This is a genomic window from Kitasatospora xanthocidica (assembly GCF_014656195.1).
GTDB lineage: Bacteria > Actinomycetota > Actinomycetes > Streptomycetales > Streptomycetaceae > Kitasatospora > Kitasatospora xanthocidica.
Genome location: NZ_BNBY01000009.1, coordinates 227,448 through 243,750 on the forward strand (window position 1 = coordinate 227,448; position 16,303 = coordinate 243,750).

Here is a 16,303-nt window from a genome sequence, read left to right on the forward strand (position 1 = left end):
CGGGTCGGCGTGCGTACCAGGCGGCTTGCCGCGTCCGCGTGTTCGGGCGGGCCACCGCCCGGTCCCGTCATCCCTTCGCGCTCTCGTCCCGTCCCCGGGATCCACGGAGAAAGACTCGCGAAGGAGAGTCCCTTGACGACGAAGTCCGCAGCCGCGGCGACCCGGGCCACCGTGTACGGCTACCCCCGCCAGGGCCAGGGCCGGGAGCTCAAGAAGGCCATCGAGGGCTACTGGAAGGGCGCCGTCCCGGCGGAGGGCCTGCTGGCCACCGCCGCCGACCTGCGCCGGACGAACTGGCGCCGACTCGCCGAGGCCGGCGTCGAGGAGGTCCCGACCGGCGACTTCTCCCTCTACGACCACGTGCTGGACACCACGGTGGCCGTCGGCGCCGTCCCGCCCCGGCACCGGGAGGCCGTCGCGGCCGACGCGCTGGACGGCTACTTCGCCATGGCGCGCGGTACCCAGGACGTCGCGCCGCTGGAGATGACCAAGTGGTTCGACACCAACTACCACTACCTGGTACCCGAGTTGGGGCCGGACACGGTCTTCGCCGCGAACCCGGCCAAGGCCGTCGCCGAGCTGCGGGAGGCCCTCCTGCTCGGCCACCGGGCCCGGCCGGTGCTGGTCGGCCCCGTCACCTACCTGCTGCTCGCCAAGCCCGCCCCCGGCGTCGCCGCCGACTTCCGGCCGATCACCCTGCTGGACCGGCTGCTGCCCGTCTACGCGCGGCTATTGGCCGAGCTGCGGGCCACCGGCGCGGAGTGGGTGCAGCTGGACGAGCCCGCCCTCGTCCAGGACCGCACCCCGGCCGAACTGAACGTCGCCGCCCGCGCCTACCGCGAGCTCGGCGCGCTCACCGACCGCCCGAAGATCCTGGTCGCGAGCTACTTCGACCGCCTCGGCGAGGCCTTGCCGGTCCTCGCCAAGGCCCCGGTCGAAGGCCTGGCACTGGACTTCACCGGACCTGCCGTCCGCAACCTGGACGACCTCGCCGCCGTCGGCGGCCTGCCCGGCAAGCGGCTGGTCGCCGGGGTGATCGACGGACGCAACGTCTGGATCAACGACCTGGAGCGGTCGCTGGCCACCCTGGCGACCCTGCTCGGCCTCGCCGACCGGGTCGACGTGGCACCCTCCTGCTCCCTGCTGCACGTCCCCCTGGACGCCGCCCTCGAACGGGAGTTGGACCCGCAGATCGCCCGCTGGCTCGCCTTCGCCCGGCAGAAGGCGGGGGAAGCGGCGCTGCTGGCCCGCGGTCTGCGCGAGGGCACCGGCGCGATCACCGCCGAACTCGCCGCCAACCGCGCCGACCTGGCCTCCCGCGCCACCTCGCCGATCACCCGCGACCCGGCTGTCCGCGCCCGGGTCGCCGCCGTCACCGAGGCGGACACCCGGCGCGCCCAGCCGTACCCCGTCCGGGCCGAGGCCCAGCGTGCCCGGCTCGGCCTGCCGCTGCTGCCCACCACCACCATCGGCTCCTTCCCGCAGACCACCGACCTGCGCGTCGCCCGCGCCGACCTGACGGCGGGCCGGATCGACGCGGCGGCGTACCGGGAGCGGATGGAGGAAGAGGTCCGCGAGGTCATCGCCTACCAGGAGAAGGCCGGCCTCGACGTCCTGGTGCACGGCGAGCCCGAACGCAACGACATGGTCCAGTACTTCGCCGAACAACTCACCGGCTACCTCGCCACCCGGCACGGCTGGGTGCAGTCCTACGGCACCCGGTACGTGCGACCGCCGGTCCTCGCCGGGGACATCTCCCGCCCGCACCCGATGACCGTCGACTGGTTCGGCTACGCCCAGGGCCTCACCGACCGCCCGGTGAAGGGCATGCTCACCGGCCCGGTCACCATGCTCGCCTGGTCCTTCGTCCGCGACGACCAGCCGCTCGCCGACACCGCCCGCCAGGTCGCCCTCGCGCTGCGCGAGGAGGTCACCGACCTGGAGGCCGCGGGCGCCGCCGTCGTCCAGGTGGACGAGCCGGCCCTGCGCGAGACCCTGCCGCTGCGGGCCGCCGGCCGCCCGGCCTACCTGGACTGGGCCACCGAGTCCTTCCGGCTCGCCACCTCCGGCGTCCGCGCCGACACCCAGATCCACACCCACATGTGCTACGCCGAGTTCGGCGCGATCATGACCGCGATCGACGACCTCGACGCGGACGTCATCTCCCTGGAGGCCACCCGCTCCCACATGGAGGTCGCCGGTGAACTCGCCGAGGCCGGCTACCCGCGCGAGGTCGGCCCGGGCGTCTGGGACATCCACTCGCCGCGCGTCCCGAGCACCGAGGAAGCGGTGGAGCTGCTGCGCGCCGGCCTCGCCGCGATCCCGGCCGAGCGGCTCTGGGTCAACCCCGACTGCGGCCTGAAGACCCGCGGCTGGCCGGAGACCCGGGCCTCACTGGACAGCCTGGTCGCCGCTGCCCGCCGCCTGCGGGCGGAACTGGACGGCTGACGGAAGCGGGGGCGCGGCCCTGCGCGGCCAGGCGGGGCCGCGCCCCCGGTCGGCGTACACCATCGCCGGGGTCGGGCCTGCGGTGGTGCCGGTCCGGTCAGCCGAGCATCCGCTCAGCCGAGCAGGAGTTCCGCCGCCGGGGTGTGGTTCCCGGTCGCGGAGGCACCGGCCATCGCCGAGGCGGCCGTCGCCGGGGCGGTGCCGGGCGGCACCACCAGCAGCAGGAAATGGTCCTGAAGGCCACGGGTGACGCTGATCGTCGCGTCGCTGCCGGGGAACCAGTTGATCCTGATCACCACGCCGTTCGCCGCGACGGACCGGGGCACGCCGTCCCAGGCCGAGGTGTCGAGGCCCACCCGGACGATGCGACCGTAGTGGGCACCGAGCGCGGTGATCAGGTCGGGCAGTTCGGCGAGGACCTGGTTCGAGCGGGGCCACCAGGCGCCGTCGAACACACCCTCCCGCGACATCGTCGGCTCCAGCTCCAGCCGCGGCAGCAGCGGAGCGCCGGGCACCGTCCACGGCCCGGCAGAGGAGGGGAGGGGAAGAGGGATCGGCATCATCTGAGGCCGCCCGTCCGGTCCACGAGGGACCCGTCATGACCCAGGGCGACGTCGACGCTGATGCCGGTGTGCGGAATGTCCTTGGTTGTCTCCCACGGTACTCCGCGGCGACGGTACTCCGCGGCGATCGGCCCCGGAGGTGGTCCCGGGAGTTCGCCCTCGGACCTCCTCGGACGCCTCCGGACGGCCCGCCACCGGAGTAGGGTCGTAGACATCCAGGGCATCCCGTATTCCGGTACCCGTTCCGGCTTCGTTCTGGGTGAAGGACGGCCCGGCGGCCCCGGTGGGCGGCCGGAGACGGGAACGGTGAGCACCGTGACCCCCAACTCCCCGCACTCCCCACAGCCGATGTGGCCCGGCCACGGCCTCACGGTCGCCGACGCGATGGACCCCTGCGACTACCAGATAGCCGACGACAACACCGTCGACCAGGCGAACGACATCCTCCGCGGCGCCGGCGTCGAGTACCTGCTCGTCCGCGACCACGACGGCCGGTGCGAGGGGCTGGTCACCCGCACCGGACTCCACTCATTCCTGACCCGCTCCTGGTACACCGAGCGGACCACGATCGGTGTCACCGCGCACCAGCGCGGCCCGTTCGCCTGGCCGACCATGGGCCTGGCGCTGGCCGCAGTCGCCATGCGGATCAAGCACCTGGCGGTCTGGCCCGTCGTCGACGAGGACGGCTACATCCTCGGCGTGCTCACCGAGGACCGCGCCACCGGCCTGCTCGCCGTCGCCCCGGCGGCCTGAGGCCGCCGTGACGGCAGCACCGCCGGTGCCCAGCTCAGAGTGCGAACATCACTCAGAGTGTGAACATCGCGGCGAACGGCGGGCGGATCCGTACCTGACGGGGGCCGAAGTCGACGACGACCGCGGCGTCGTCCCCGTCCTCCACCTCGATGACGCGGCCGAGGCCGTACTTGTCGTGGGTGACCCGGTCGCCCACGGCGAAGTGCTTGGGCGGCGCGGCGGGCCGGGATTTGAAGGGGCTGGTGGGCAAGGAGCGTCGGACTACCGGTGTTTTCCTCATCCCGGCCAGTATGCTCCGAAAACCGGCAGGACGGGTCGATCCGGAGGGCTGAATTCGCGGCCGGGTCGGGGAGGGCGCGCGCGGGCGGGCCGGCCGGGAAAATCGCGCGGAATTCCTGCGCGGCGGGCCAGGTCCTGCTACAGTCGAGTTAGTTGCAGTAGTGGTTCCCATGAAGTTCGTGTGCGCCTGCTGATTGTTGCAGGCGCATTTTCTTTTTCCGGGCCTTCCCCGGTGGGTTCTCATCGCGGCGACTCGAAAGTCCGCGAGGTGCGGACTTCGGACAGTCTCTCGAAGGAGATTTCTCATGGCCACCGGTACCGTGAAGTGGTTCAATTCGGAAAAGGGCTTCGGCTTCATCGAGCAGGAGGGTGGCGGCGCCGACGTGTTCGCCCACTACTCGAACATCAGCGCCAGCGGTTTCCGCGAGCTGGTCGAGGGCCAGAAGGTCGAGTTCGACGTCACGCAGGGCCAGAAGGGTCCGCAGGCCGAGAACATCCGCCCGCTGTAGGCTTCCTGCCCGGCTTCCGTCCGGCAGCGAGGGGCCCGTACCGTGCACGACGCGCGGTGCGGGCCCCTCGGCGTTTACCGGGGTGGCGGGGCGGGGGAGTGGGCGGGGCCGTAGAGTGCGGGCCCGTGACTCCCGCCACCGACCTCACCCGCGCCGAACTCGCCGTCCTGCTCGACGAGGTGCGCGCCTCCGTCGGCCGACTCGCCGCCACCGTCGGGAACCTGACCGACCGGCAGGCGGGCGAGCCGTCCGCGCTCCCGGGCTGGAGCCGGGCCCACGTCATCACCCACCTCGCGCGCGGCGCCGACGCGTACCGGTGGCTGCTCGCGCTGGCCCGTACGGGTGCCGAACCCGGTCCGCGGGCCGACGCCGCGGCGCTGGACCGCGCGCTGCGGGAGGGGGCCGAGCGCGGTGCGGCCGCGCTCGCGGAGGACCTGCGGGTCAGTCTGGACGGGCTGTTCGAGGAGGCCGCGGCCGTGCCCGCCGAACGGTGGGCCACGCTCGTGCCGGCCCTCGCCGGGTGGCGGCACCCCGCCTGGTTCACCCTCCACCGCGCCTGGCGCGAGGTCGAGACCCACCACGTCGACCTCGACCTCGACCTCGACCTCGGTCGGGGGACGGCCGGCTGGCCCGCCGGCTACGTGGCCTGGGCGCTCGACGCGACCGCCGCCACGCTGGCCGCGCGCGGCTTCCCCGTCGCCCGGCTGGAGGCCACCGACCTCGGACGTTCCTGGTCCCTCGGGGAGGCGGGCCCCGTCGTCCGCGGACCCGGGCACGTGCTGCTCGCCTGGCTCGCCGGCCGCGGCCCGGCGCCGCGGACCGGAACCGGGGAGCCGCTGCCGGCCCCGCCGGTGTGGCCGCTGCCGCCGGTCCCCGGCTGGGGGTGATCGGGCGCGGCCGGTCGGCCGTACGAGTCGGACACACGGTCTCGTCCAGCGGCGGTCCCTCCTCGTGCACCTCGATGTCGGGCGGGCGCCCCCGGGGGAAGACCGACTGGGGGAAGGCCGACGGGAAGCGATCACCCGCCGTCGGTCGTCCGTCACGCACAGGGGAGGTGGCGGGCGGCGGCGGGCCGGCGCAGAATCCCGTGGCATGACCTCACGAGGCAGGACCGGCCGCCCGACGCTGGTCGCCGTCAGCGGCCCGCCCGGGGCGGGCAAGACCACGCTGGCGCACGCCCTGGCCGGAGCGCTCGGCTGGTCGGCCGTCTGCCGGGACGAACTCAAGGAACGGATGGCCGCCGTCGGTGTCGGCCCCGGCGGGGACCTGGACCGGCGGACCCTGCGGGTGTTCTTCCGCACCATCGGCGAACACCTGGCGGCGGGGACCAGTCTGGTGGCGGAGGCCGCCTACCAGGACCGCCTCTGGCGTCCGGGCCTGGAGCCGCTCGCCGACCTGGCCGTCATCCGGGTCGTGCGCTGCGTGGTCGACCCGGAGCTCGCCCGCCGGCGCATCGCCCGCCGGGCCGCCGAGCTGCCCTCGCGGGCCGTGCACGCGGACGCCGAACTGCTGCGCCGGATCGCGGCGGGGGAGCGGCCGGTCGAGTCCTGGCTGCCGATCGCGCTCGACGTGCCCTGCCTGGCGGTGGACACCACGGAGGGCCTGCGGCCGCCCCTGGCACGGATCGTCGCGTTCGCGGCGGGCGAGTCGGGGGAGGCGTAGTCGGGCGGAGGCACCGGTCGGCGGCGGGGTTACCCTCGGCGGTATGGACGCCTCCGAAGCGGTGGGACCGGCCGAGGGCCTGGCGGGTCTCGCCCGGCTGCTGGACCGGCGCGGTGCGGTGGTGCTCAGCGGCGCCGGCCTGTCCACCGAGTCGGGCATCCCCGACTACCGCGGGGCCACCGGCCGCCACCGCAGCGGCACCCCGATGACCTACCAGGAGTTCACCGGCGGCGAGGCCGCCCGGCGCCGCTACTGGGCGCGCAGCCACACCGGCTGGCCCGCCTTCGCCCGGGCCCGGCCGAACGCCGGCCACCAGGCCGTCGAGCGGCTGCGGCGGTCGGGGCACGTCGCCGCGGTCATCACCCAGAACGTCGACGGTCTCCACCACGCGGCCGGCACCCGGGAGGCCGTGGAACTGCACGGCGGACTGGACCGGGTGGTCTGCCTCGACTGCCGGCGCACCAGCTCCCGCGCCGAACTCGACCGGCGCCTCGACGAGTTGAACCGGGGATTCCGCCGCCCCGCCGCCGAACTGCGCCCGGACGGCGACGCGCTGCTCGCGCCGGAGCAGGTGGCCGGGTTCCGGGTCGCGCCCTGCGCGGACTGCGGCGGCGTGCTCAAGCCGGACGTGGTCTTCTTCGGCGAGAACGTGCCCGCCGCCCGGGTCGAGCACTGCTACGACCTGGTCGACGCGGCACGGTCCCTGGTGGTCCTCGGCTCCTCGCTCACGGTCCTGTCGGGCCTGCGCTTCGTCCGCCGGGCCGCCCGGGCGCGACTGCCCGTCGCCATCGTCAACCAGGGCTCCACCCGCGGCGACGACCTCGCCGTGCTCCGCCTCGACCTGGCCCTGGGCCCGGCCATGACCGAGACCGCCCGCCTCCTGGGTGCCGCCTGAGCCGGGCGCCGGGCACCGCCTGAGCTGCCCGCTGTCGTCCGCCGTCAGCCCGCGGGCTGCCAGGGACGGCCCGGGACCCAGAGCGGGACGGGCCCGCCGAGCGGCATGACGCGCGCCGCGTCCTCCTCCAGCCACCCGCACACCCGCGCCGGATCGCTGTCGCTCAGCTCAACCAGCGCGGCCGCGGCGATCCGGGTGCAGCCCAGCACCAGTGCGAGGGTGTCCTGGCGGCGGTGCCGCTCCCGTACGTACGCCTCGACCCGCTCCTCGAAGCGCTCCTCGACCCGCTCGCGCCCGGACGGCTCGTCCACGGCGGACAGCGCCTGGACGCCGTGCCACACCAGGGTCAGCGCGCAGGGCTCGGCCGGGTGCGACACCTCGTCCCGGCGCGCCTGCTCACGGGCCTCCGCCGAGCGCTGCCCCAGCCACTCCAGGGCCGCCGACCCGTCCTCCGCGCAGGACCGCACGACCAGCTCGGCCGCCCGTCCGGCGACCGCCCGCAGTGCCGCCGTCGCGGGCACCCGCAGACCTGGCGCGGCCGGGTCGCCGAACGCCAGCCAGGCGTCCGCGAACGAGGCCGCCCGCAGGCCGCCCACCCAGGCCGGCACCCCGCCCGCCGTGCCCAGCCACTCCTGCGCGCCCAGTCGGACCAGTCCGACGGCGACCAGGTACGCCGCGTCCCCGTCGAGCTTCGACGGTCGTCCGTTGCGCCTCACACACACCACCCCCACCAGCGGTCATCACCCCGTGACGGCACATCCCATCACACCGGGACGGGAACGAACTAGACAGGGCCACGTCACAAAATGGAGCCGATGCGACGGCGCCCCCGCCGCCCCGCGGGCCGCGCCGCGGCGACCGGCCGGGGGATGTCGCGCGGTCGCGGCGGCCGGTCGCGGGTGATGCGCGGTCAAGAGTGTTCTGTCGGCGGGCAGAGGGCGGCCGGCCCCGCCCGGGCCGGCCGGCGGGGCCGTTCCGGGGTCACCGGTCCGTGGTGGGTTCACCGGCCCGGGCGCGCTCGGCGTCCAGGCGGGCGTGGGCGTCGGCCCAGGTGATCGGGAGCTGCTCGACTGGGGTCTGCCAGAAGGTGAAGGTGGACTCCTTCATGGTGGCGCGCAGGCCCCTCATGACCGAGCGGTGCGGTTCGGCAGCGGCGAAGGCGTTCAGGGCCTCGCGGCTCTCCCAGGCGGAGAGCGTGTAGAAGGTCCGCCGCAGCGGCCGGGCGATCAGCGAGCCGCCGAGGGCGCCGGGGGCGTTGCGCAGCTGCCGCCAGACGGCCAGCGACTTCAGGAAGAAGCGCGGGACGTCGGCGAGCGAGCGCACCTCGAAGCGGGAGGCCATGACGACCGCCGAGGTGCCGGGGGTGGCCGGGTTCGGGGTGATCCAGGGCAGCGTGGGCATGGCTGACACTCCTCGTCGGGGACGGCGCCACATTGGGTAGTGGCACTATCTATGTTAGACAGTGTTGGTATCCAAATGCCAGGGGAACCGAGGAAGAGAAAGACGGGTGCAGCCGTGCGCATCTCCGAACTGAGCCGCCGCAGCGGAGTCCCGACCGCGACGATCAAGTACTACCTGCGCGAAGGGCTCCTGCCGCCCGGCCGCGCCACCGCCGCCACCCAGGCCGAGTACGACGAGACCCACCTGCGCCGACTGCGCCTCGTCCGCGCCCTCATCGGCGTCCGCGGCCTCAGCGTCAGCGCCACCAAGGACGTCCTCGGCGCGGTCGCCGCCCACGCGGGCGAACGCCACCAGGTCCTCGGGCTCGTCCTCGGCGCCCGCCCCGTCGACGAGGACGGCGAACCGGCCCCCGCCCCCGGCAGCGCCGACGTCGACACCCTGATCGGCGAACTCGGCTGGCAGGTCTCCGACCACGCCCCCTCCCGGGCCGTCCTCGGCGAAACCCTCGAAACCCTCCGCTCCCTCGGCGAGGAGGTCTCCCACGAGGCCCTCCTCGGCTACGCCGCACTCGCCGAGCGCACCGCCGTCCTCGACCTCGACCAGCTCGACCCGCACGCCGACCCCGTCGACCAGGCCGAGAGCGCACTGCTCCGCACCGTCCTCCTCGAACCCGCCCTCCTCGCCCTCCGCCGCCTGGCCCAGGAACACGAATCCGCGCGTCGGAACACTTGACCGGGGTCGCTGGGGTGGTGGGTGGTGGGTGGCGGCTTGGGGGTGGGTGGGCGTGTACGTCCAGGAACACGAATCCGCCCGCCGTCACACCTGGCCGGGGCTGCCGGGCGGTGATGGGTGGCGGCCCGGGAGCCGAGGGCTGTGGTTGTCGGTGCGAGCTCGGGTCGCCGGGGCGGGTGGGTCCGGCGTGCCGGGGGGAGTGGGGGTGGGGTGGGGCCGTAGCGTCGGGCCATGTTCATCGGCCTGCTGTCCGCCCTCCTGGCCGCACTGCTCACCGGGTCGGCCACCGTGTTGCAGGCGGTCGGTGCCCGTCGTGCCGCCGCCGGGGGCGCGCGGGCCGGGGAGGCGGCCGCGCTGGCGGGGGCGTTGCGGCAGTGGCCGTTCCTGGTGGGCGTGGGGATGGACATGTGCGGGTTCGCCGCCGAACTCGTCGCGCTGGAGCGGCTGCCGCTGTACGAGGTGGAGGCGGCGCTGGCCTCCGCGCTCGCGGTGACGGCCGTCGGGGCGGCCCGCGTGCTGCGGGTACGGCTGCGGCGCAGTGAGTGGGCCGGGGTGGCGGCGGTGTGTGCGGGGCTGTTGCTGCTGGCGCTGACGGCCGGGCGGGACGGTCACGGTACGGGCGGCGACGCGCTGCGGCTGGGGGTGCTGCTGGTCGCGGTGGCGCTGCTCGGCGCGGGCTGGGCGGCGGTGCGGTACGGCGGTGTCCGCCGCGCGCCGCTGCTCGGGCTGGTGGCGGGCCTGCAGTTCGGGGTGGTGGGGGTGGCGGTGCGGGTGCTGCCCGAGCCGGGGCTGCCGCAGCTGCTGACCGAGCCCTCGGCGTACGCGGTGGCGGTGGCGGGTCTGGGCGGGTTCGCCGCGCTGACCTGGGCGATGCAGCACGGCTCGGTGACCGCGGCGACGGCCGCGATGGTGCTGGGGGAGACCTTGGGCCCGGCCGTGGTCGGGGTGCTCGTGCTGGGCGACCACACCCGGCACGACCTGACCCCGGTCGCGGTCCTCGGCTTCGTGGCGGCGGTGGCGGGTGCCCTGACCCTGGCCCGTTTCGGTGACGCCGAGCAGCCGGCGGCCGCGGCGACCGGGTCGGGCCGCGGCGGCCGGCGAGCGCGTGGTGCCCGTCAGTTGTCGTCGGCCGCCGTGTCGGTGTCGGCCTGGGTGGCCGCGCTGTCGGCGGCGTCGAGCTTGTGCTGCATGTCCTGGACCTGGCTGCTGTCGGCCGCTCCGGGGGCCGGGTGGCCGTCGGAGCCGCAGGCGGTGAGCAGGGCGGTCCCGGCGAGCGCGAGGACGGCGAGGGCCGCGAGGGCGGACGGGCGGCGGCGGGTCACTTGCCGGCGCCCTGGTCGTGGGCACCGCACCAGGTGGCGACGGACTTCAGGTCCTCCTGCCGGGTCTGCAGGGTGGTGACCAGGTTCTTGCGGGCGGTGAGGCGGTCGTTGAGGAGCTTCTCGATCTCGGTGTGGCCGGCGGTCTTGGCGTTGGCGGCCCGCTGCTGCAGGCGGGCGACCGAACCGCCCACGGTGGCGTCGCCGTTCAGCCGGGCGAGCGCCTTGGTGACGCGCTGCTCGGTCTTCGGCAGCCGCTTGCAGACGGCCTTCGCGCCGTCGCCCGTCGGCGCGGACCCGGCGGTCGGGGCGGCGCTCGGAGCGGCCTGCGCGGGGACGGCGGCGAGCAGCGAGCCGGCGAGGGCGAGCGCGCCGAGGGCGGCGGCCCTGCGGCCGGCGGACGTGCGGTTGACGGACATGGGCGTCCCTTTCTGCCGTGGACGGTCTCGGATCCCGGGCCGGCGGGCGCGGAGGCGCCCGGCGGGTTCCGGCCCGGTTGCCGGGAGCGTAGGACGGCTTCTTGTGGATTCCCTGTGGAACGGGGCGGCGGTCTCAGGGGGCAGTGGTCTCAAGGGGGGAAGTGGTCTCAGGGCAGCGGTCTCAGGGCTGCTCGCCCGTGATCCAGTCCCGTCGGGCCGGGAGCCGGAGGGTCGGCGCGTCGGCGTCCGGCAGCGGCAGGCGGACCTCCACCCGGCAGCCGGTGTCGGCCGGCGGTTCGGTGATCCGGACGGTGCCCCGGTGGAGCGCGGCCTGCTGGGCGACCAGGGTGAGCCCGAGCCCGGAGCCGGGGCTGTCGCGGCGGCGGTGGAAGCGGTGGAAGACCGCGTCGCGATCGGCGGGCGGGACACCGGGGCCGGCGTCGTCGACGGTCAGCAGTGCGACCGGGCCGGCCGGGGCCAGCCGGAGCGTCACCCGGGCCGGATCCGTGCGCAGCGGCCCGCCGCGTCCGTGCACGGCGGCGTTCACCAGCAGGTTGACGAGCATGATCCGCAGTCCGGTGTCCCAGCCGAAAACCCGTAGCTCCGGCGGGAGTTCGACGGTGATGTCGGCGTCGGGGTGGCGGCGCCGGGCTTCGGCGGCGGCCGTGTCGGCCAGGTCGGCGAGGTCCACCGGGCCGAAGGAGTCGACCTCCACGAGGTCGCCGCGGGCGAGCGTGCCGAGCGCGGTCAGCAGGTCCAGCAGTCGGGTGTGGTCGTCGCGCAACTCGGCGACGATCTCGGCCCGTTCGGCCGACGGGAGGTCCTGGTGGGCGGCCAGCACGTCCAGGTTGGTGCGCAGGCTCATCAGCGGGGTCCGCAACTCGTGCGAGGCGGCCGAGGAGAACGAGCGGGCGGTCTCCAGGGCCTGGGCGGTGCGCAGCGCCTGTTCGTCGTAGCGGGAGAGCAACAGGGCCAGGGCGGAGGCGAGTTCGTCCACCTCGGCGGTGCCGCTGCGCACCGCCGCGAAGGGCGCGCCGCCCGTACCGCCGCCTGCGCTGGGGTCGGCGCCGGGGGTGGGAGGGGCCGCCGGGTCGAGTTCCGCGGCCCGGCGGCTCAGCCGGCGCAGCGGCGCGGTGGCGCGCTCGGCGAGGGCGAAGCCGATCAGCGCGGAGACCGGTGCGGAGACGCCCGCCACCAGCAGGACCCGTCGGCGCACCGCCGCCGTCTGGTCGCCGGCCAGGCCGCCGGGCTCGCTGACCCACAGCGTGCCGCTGCCGCCGTTCGCCCCGGTGCCGGAGACCCGGGCGGTCAGCACCCGCCAGGCCGCGCCCCGGTCGTGCACGGTGGCGGGCCCGCCCGGTGCGGTGGGGAACGCCGAGTCGTCGGCGGGCTGCGGGCCGACCGAGAGCAGCACGGTGCCGTCCTCGGCGGTGACCCGTACGCCCGAGTCCAGGGCGGCGTCCACCACCTTGCGCTGCTGGTTCTGCTCGACCTTGGGCCGTCCCCGGGTGTCGGCGGCCACCAGCGCGCGCACGCCCGGCAGCACGGCGGCCGCCCGGTCTCGCAGCCGGGCGTCCTGCTGGTGCCGCAGGTCCCGGCCGACCAGCGGCAGCAGGAGCAGCCCGGCCAGCACCACCAGCACCGGCACGACGGCGGCGGCCCACAGGGCGATCCGGGTGGAGAGCTTCACGGCCGCTACCCGTTCCCGTGCCGGCTGCCGTGCCCGCTGCCGTGCCCGTTCCCGCTGCCGTCGGGCAGCCGCAGGACGAAGCCGACACCCCGGACGGTGTGGATCAGCCGGGGCCGGCCGTCGGCCTCCAGCTTGCGGCGCAGGTAGCTGACGAAGGTGTCCACGGCGTCGCTGCGCACCTCGAAGTCGTAGCCCCAGACCCGCTCCAGCAGCAGTTCGCGGGAGAGTACGAGGCCGGCGTTCCTGGCGAGGTGCGTGAGCAGCTCGAACTCCCGCCGGGTGAGGTGCAGTTCGTGGCCGTCCAGGTGGGCCCGCCGGGTGGCGGGGTCGATCGTCAGCGGCCCGGCCTGCACCCGGTCGGCGGGCTGCGGCGGGCGGCGGCGCAGCAGGGCGCGCAGCCGCAGCACCAGCTCCTCCAGGGCGAACGGCTTCACCAGGTAGTCGTCCGCCCCGGCCTGCAGGCCCGCCACCCGGTCGGCGGGCTCGTCCAGCGCGGAGAGCATCAGCACCGGGATGTCGTCGCCCCGGGCGCGCAGGGTCCGGCACACCTCGGCGCCGCTGAGGCCGGGCATCGAGACGTCGAGCACCAGGACGTCCGGTGCGGCCGGCACCAGCCGCTCCAGCGCGGCCTCGCCGTCCTCGGCCAGGGCGACGGTGAAGCCGCTGAGCCGCAGGCCGCGTTCCAGGGTGCGCCGGATCGCCGCGTCGTCGTCCACCACCAGGACCCGGCCGCCGCCGGGGCCGTCCGTGACCCCGGGCCCGTTCCCGTGCATCGGCTCCTCCTCCTGTCAGGGCGGCCGACTCTCTCACACCTCCGGGCCCGGGTGGGGGCGGGGGTGTGGGCGGGCCGGCCTCGGGTGCGGGCGGCGGGCGGGGGTCGTGAAGTCGGGCGCATGCCCGGCGGGGATCGGGGCACGCGGACAGCGTGGCCGGTGCCGGGTGCGGCGGGCCCCGGGAGGAGAGGAGGGAAGCGGGTCCGAGCCGATGCATGACGCATCGTCAGATCGACGGTGACGCAACCGACATGTGGACGGGGTCGCCCGCCCTCCCCCCGAGACGACAGAATCGCGGCGCACGGCCGTACCGCCGGAAGCGAAAGACGCGCACGACGCACTCCCGAGAAAGGGGACCCGCTCGATGGAACGCCTGACCGCCCGGATCGGCATGCGGCTGATGACCGGCGACGAGCACAGCCGGGACCTGGACGTCGACTGGTCGTACCGGCCCGACGACCCCTACGCGATAGACCTGGACTTCAGCGCCTTCCAGGCGGACACGGTGTGGACGATCTCGCGCGACCTGCTGACGACCGGCATCCACACGCCGGTCGGCGACGGTGACGTGCACGTCGCGCCGTTCGACGACTCCCGGCTGCTGATCGCGCTCGCCGGTGGCGAGGGCGTCGCGCTGCTGGCGACCTCCGCGGCGGAGGTGGACCGGTTCGTCGCGGCCACGGCGGAACTCGTTCCGGCGGGGTCGGAGCACACTCGGATCGACTGGGGCGGCGGCCTGGACGACCTGCTGGCGTCCTGAACGGTCCCGCCGCCGTGCGGGGGCGTGCGTCAGCCCGCGCCGCCGCGCAGGTGCGCCAGCACGGCGAGGACCCGGCGGTTGCCCTCCGCCGGGTCGAGGTCCAGCTTCATGAAGATGTTGCTGGAGTGCTTGACCACCGACGCCTCGGTGACGCTCAACCGGGCCGCGATCGACTGGTTGTTGTAGCCCTCGGCCATCAGCCCGAGCACCTCGCGCTCGCGCGGGGTGAGCCGGTTCAGCGGGCGCGCCGCCGTCTGCTGGGCCAGCAGCACCCGCACCACCTCGGGGTCGATGACGGTCTGCCCGTCGGCGACCCGGCGCAGTGTGTCCAGGAACTCGGAGACCTCGCCGACCCGGTCCTTCAGCACGTAGCCGAGGCCGCCCTCGTCCCGCCCGTCGCCGCCGAGCAGCTGGGTGGCGTACGCCGTGGCCACGTACTGGGAGAGCACCAGGACGGGCAGGCGCTCGTGCCGGGCCCGCAGTTCGAGCGCCGCCCTGAGCCCCTCGTCGCGGAAGCCGGGCGGCATCCGGACGTCGGTGACGACGATGTCGGGCCGGTGCTCGTCGACGGCTTCGGACAGGGCCCGCGCGTCCCCGACCGCGGCGACCACCCGGTGGCCGCTGCGGTCGAGGATCTCGGTCAGACCCGCCCTGAGCAGGACGGCGTCCTCGGCCAGGACTACGCGGAGCACGGGACCTCCACCCGGAGCTGCGTCGGACCGCCGACGGGGCTGGACACCAGCAGCCGCCCCCGCAGGATCGCCAGGCGGTCCGCGAGACCGGACAGTCCGGTGCCGGCGGCGGGATCGGCCCCGCCCCGACCGTCGTCGGTGATCAGCAGGGTGAGCCGATCGTCCACCAACGTACCGGTGATCCCGATCCGGGACGCACCGCTGTGCTTGGCCGCGTTGGCCAGCGCCTCCGTCACCGTGAAGTACGCCGTCGCCTCCACCAGCGGCGGCAGCCGGCGCGGCAGGTCGATCGCGGCCTCCACCGGGATCGGCGAGCGCTGCGCCACCTCCGCCACCGCGGCGGCCAGCCCGTGGTCGGTCAGCACCTGGGGGTGGATGCCGCGCACCAGGTCGCGCAGCTGGTCCAGGGCCCGGCGGGCCTCGCCGCGGCCACGGGCGACCAGTGCGGCGGCCTCCGGGGTGGCCTCCCTCATCTCCAGCTCTGCGAGCCCCAGGGTCATGGTGAGTGCCACCAGTTGCTGCTGGGCGCCGTCGTGCAGGTCCCGTTCGATCCGGCGCCGCTCGGCCTCGAAGGCGTCGGCGAGCCGGGCCCGGGAGCGGGTCAGCTCGATCACCCGGCGGTTCTCCGGGTCCTTGCGCGGGGCCAGCAGGATCCAGGCCGTCCACACCTGGCCGACCGTCAGCCAGGCCGCCGCGTACGCCGAGAGCGCCACCCCGGCCAGGCCGGCCAGGCTGAACGGCACCGCGCTCAGCGGATCGGGGACGGCCTGCCCCGGGACGATCATCACGGTCTCCGGGGCCAGCGCCCACACCACCACCGGGGTCGCCGCCAGGACGCAGGAGAACGCCAGCAGCGCGACCACGCCCAGCCCGGCCCCGGTGAAGACCACCGCCAGCAGCGCCGCGTACCCCAGCTCCCGCCAGGTGGCCCGCTCGGTGAACCGGTGCCGCAGCCGGCGCCGCAGCCCCTCCTCGGGCGCAGGGGTGTGCGGGTCGGCGGGGCGCAGCGGCTGCACCAGCCGCAGCCGGCGCCGCTCCACCCGGGCCACCGGGATGCCCAGCAGCGGGAGGCAGGCCAGCACCAGCAGCCCCACCCCCACCACCGACAGCAGGATCCCGACCGAGACCAGCACGACCAGGGCCAGCAGCAGCCCCAGGCCGAACAGCGCACCGCCCAGCAGGTTCAGCCAGCAGCGCAGCGGCCAGGCCGAGAACAGGAAGTCCGCCGGCCGCCGGCCGAGCGCCCGCCGTACGGCGATGTCCGGCACCGCCACGCCGTCGGTCCCGTCGGCCCCGTCCGGCTCGGCCGCCAGCCCGGCCGTCGGGTCGGCCCCATCCGTGAGGGACATCTCCTGCCTTTCCGTCCGATGATCATCAAGAACCCTAGCCCGGAAGACCGACCGCCGTC

18 protein-coding genes are annotated in these 16,303 nt (G+C 75.2%); 9 read left to right on the top strand and 9 right to left on the bottom strand.

The genetic code is table 11. The features are described 5' to 3' along the window. Positions 1–132 precede the first annotated feature (132 nt). A complete protein-coding gene (gene metE / locus IE332_RS18990; RefSeq protein ID WP_189917765.1) occupies positions 133–2,448 on the top strand; it encodes a 5-methyltetrahydropteroyltriglutamate--homocysteine S-methyltransferase in 2,316 nt (771 codons plus the stop codon). Positions 2,449–2,561: 113 nt separating this feature from the next. On the opposite strand, the gene IE332_RS18995 is transcribed toward metE, so the two are convergent. Then, positions 2,562–3,011, bottom strand: coding sequence for a DUF5994 family protein (locus tag IE332_RS18995; RefSeq protein ID WP_189917767.1), 450 nt, complete (start codon positions 3,009–3,011; stop codon positions 2,562–2,564). Positions 3,012–3,317: 306 nt separating this feature from the next. Here IE332_RS18995 and IE332_RS19000 point away from each other — a divergent pair, with 306 nt between their 5' ends. Beyond that, positions 3,318–3,764, top strand: coding sequence for a CBS domain-containing protein (locus IE332_RS19000; RefSeq protein ID WP_189917769.1), 447 nt, complete (start codon positions 3,318–3,320; stop codon positions 3,762–3,764). 52 nt (positions 3,765–3,816) lie between these two features. On the opposite strand, the gene IE332_RS19005 is transcribed toward IE332_RS19000, so the two are convergent. After that, positions 3,817–4,044 carry a hypothetical protein gene (locus tag IE332_RS19005; protein WP_189917771.1) on the bottom strand — a complete coding sequence of 76 codons (228 nt, stop codon included), beginning with the start codon at positions 4,042–4,044 and terminating at the stop codon, positions 3,817–3,819. Between the two features lie 304 nt (positions 4,045–4,348). Between IE332_RS19005 and IE332_RS19010 the strand changes: the two genes are divergently transcribed. From IE332_RS19010 to IE332_RS19025, 4 genes are all read left to right on the top strand, one after another. Continuing rightward, on the top strand, positions 4,349–4,552 hold the full coding sequence (locus IE332_RS19010) for a cold-shock protein (protein ID WP_189917773.1): 204 nt from the start codon (positions 4,349–4,351) through the stop codon (positions 4,550–4,552). A 125-nt stretch (positions 4,553–4,677) separates the two neighbouring features. After that, positions 4,678–5,439 carry a maleylpyruvate isomerase family mycothiol-dependent enzyme gene (locus IE332_RS19015; protein WP_189917775.1) on the top strand — a complete coding sequence of 254 codons (762 nt, stop codon included), beginning with the start codon at positions 4,678–4,680 and terminating at the stop codon, positions 5,437–5,439. A 205-nt stretch (positions 5,440–5,644) separates the two neighbouring features. Further along, positions 5,645–6,214 (top strand): P-loop nucleotide/nucleoside kinase family protein, encoded by a 570-nt coding sequence (locus tag IE332_RS19020; RefSeq protein ID WP_189917777.1) that lies wholly within the window; start codon positions 5,645–5,647, stop codon positions 6,212–6,214. A 43-nt stretch (positions 6,215–6,257) separates the two neighbouring features. Further along, positions 6,258–7,109, top strand: a complete 852-nt coding sequence (locus tag IE332_RS19025; RefSeq protein WP_189917779.1) for an NAD-dependent protein deacetylase — start codon at positions 6,258–6,260, stop codon at positions 7,107–7,109. Positions 7,110–7,153: 44 nt separating this feature from the next. On the opposite strand, the gene IE332_RS19030 is transcribed toward IE332_RS19025, so the two are convergent. Beyond that, positions 7,154–7,825: a hypothetical protein gene (locus IE332_RS19030; RefSeq protein WP_189917782.1), complete on the bottom strand. Its 672-nt coding sequence runs from the start codon at positions 7,823–7,825 to the stop codon at positions 7,154–7,156. 265 nt (positions 7,826–8,090) lie between these two features. Beyond that, positions 8,091–8,510: a DUF3291 domain-containing protein gene (locus IE332_RS19035; protein WP_189917783.1), complete on the bottom strand. Its 420-nt coding sequence runs from the start codon at positions 8,508–8,510 to the stop codon at positions 8,091–8,093. A 114-nt stretch (positions 8,511–8,624) separates the two neighbouring features. Between IE332_RS19035 and IE332_RS19040 the strand changes: the two genes are divergently transcribed. Together IE332_RS19040 and IE332_RS19045 are read left to right on the top strand one after the other, a co-directional pair. Further along, on the top strand, positions 8,625–9,242 hold the full coding sequence (locus IE332_RS19040) for a MerR family transcriptional regulator (protein WP_189917785.1): 618 nt from the start codon (positions 8,625–8,627) through the stop codon (positions 9,240–9,242). Between the two features lie 231 nt (positions 9,243–9,473). Beyond that, complete coding sequence (locus tag IE332_RS19045; protein WP_229928710.1) at positions 9,474–10,643, top strand: DMT family protein; 1,170 nt, start codon at positions 9,474–9,476, stop codon at positions 10,641–10,643. On the opposite strand, the gene IE332_RS19050 is transcribed toward IE332_RS19045, so the two are convergent. The 3 genes from IE332_RS19050 to IE332_RS19060 all read right to left on the bottom strand — a co-directional run bounded on the left by IE332_RS19050 (position 10,561) and on the right by IE332_RS19060 (position 13,443). After that, entirely contained in the window at positions 10,561–10,980 is a 420-nt protein-coding gene (locus tag IE332_RS19050) for a hypothetical protein (protein ID WP_189917787.1), read from the bottom strand. The genes IE332_RS19045 and IE332_RS19050 overlap by 83 nt on opposite strands. Before the next feature lie 181 nt (positions 10,981–11,161). Then, positions 11,162–12,670, bottom strand: a complete 1,509-nt coding sequence (locus tag IE332_RS42390) for a sensor histidine kinase (protein ID WP_189917788.1) — start codon at positions 12,668–12,670, stop codon at positions 11,162–11,164. Between the two features lie 5 nt (positions 12,671–12,675). After that, on the bottom strand, positions 12,676–13,443 hold the full coding sequence (locus IE332_RS19060; RefSeq protein WP_189917790.1) for a response regulator transcription factor: 768 nt from the start codon (positions 13,441–13,443) through the stop codon (positions 12,676–12,678). A gap of 364 nt (positions 13,444–13,807) precedes the next feature. Between IE332_RS19060 and IE332_RS19065 the strand changes: the two genes are divergently transcribed. Further along, positions 13,808–14,203: an SsgA family sporulation/cell division regulator gene (locus IE332_RS19065; protein ID WP_189917792.1), complete on the top strand. Its 396-nt coding sequence runs from the start codon at positions 13,808–13,810 to the stop codon at positions 14,201–14,203. A 29-nt stretch (positions 14,204–14,232) separates the two neighbouring features. Here IE332_RS19065 and IE332_RS19070 read toward each other — a convergent pair whose 3' ends face one another. After that, positions 14,233–14,895: a response regulator gene (locus IE332_RS19070; protein WP_189917794.1), complete on the bottom strand. Its 663-nt coding sequence runs from the start codon at positions 14,893–14,895 to the stop codon at positions 14,233–14,235. Then, entirely contained in the window at positions 14,883–16,244 is a 1,362-nt protein-coding gene (locus IE332_RS19075; protein WP_189917796.1) for a sensor histidine kinase, read from the bottom strand. The genes IE332_RS19070 and IE332_RS19075 overlap by 13 nt, the downstream gene beginning before the upstream one ends. Between the last annotated feature and the right edge of the window lie 59 nt (positions 16,245–16,303).

Bases quoted from the DNA above. Each gene is read 5' to 3' on its own strand.
- IE332_RS18995 (WP_189917767.1), bottom strand. From the start codon at position 3,011: ATGATGCCGATCCCTCTTCCCCTCCCCTCCTCTGCCGGGCCGTGGACG.
- IE332_RS19005 (WP_189917771.1), bottom strand. From the start codon at position 4,044: ATGAGGAAAACACCGGTAGTCCGACGCTCCTTGCCCACCAGCCCCTTC.
- IE332_RS19010 (WP_189917773.1), top strand. From the start codon at position 4,349: ATGGCCACCGGTACCGTGAAGTGGTTCAATTCGGAAAAGGGCTTCGGC.
- IE332_RS19020 (WP_189917777.1), top strand. From the start codon at position 5,645: ATGACCTCACGAGGCAGGACCGGCCGCCCGACGCTGGTCGCCGTCAGC.
- IE332_RS19025 (WP_189917779.1), top strand. From the start codon at position 6,258: ATGGACGCCTCCGAAGCGGTGGGACCGGCCGAGGGCCTGGCGGGTCTC.
- IE332_RS19035 (WP_189917783.1), bottom strand. From the start codon at position 8,510: ATGCCCACGCTGCCCTGGATCACCCCGAACCCGGCCACCCCCGGCACC.
- IE332_RS19045 (WP_229928710.1), top strand. From the start codon at position 9,474: ATGTTCATCGGCCTGCTGTCCGCCCTCCTGGCCGCACTGCTCACCGGG.
- IE332_RS19050 (WP_189917787.1), bottom strand. From the start codon at position 10,980: ATGTCCGTCAACCGCACGTCCGCCGGCCGCAGGGCCGCCGCCCTCGGC.
- IE332_RS19060 (WP_189917790.1), bottom strand. From the start codon at position 13,443: ATGCACGGGAACGGGCCCGGGGTCACGGACGGCCCCGGCGGCGGCCGG.
- IE332_RS19065 (WP_189917792.1), top strand. From the start codon at position 13,808: ATGGAACGCCTGACCGCCCGGATCGGCATGCGGCTGATGACCGGCGAC.
- IE332_RS19075 (WP_189917796.1), bottom strand. From the start codon at position 16,244: ATGTCCCTCACGGATGGGGCCGACCCGACGGCCGGGCTGGCGGCCGAG.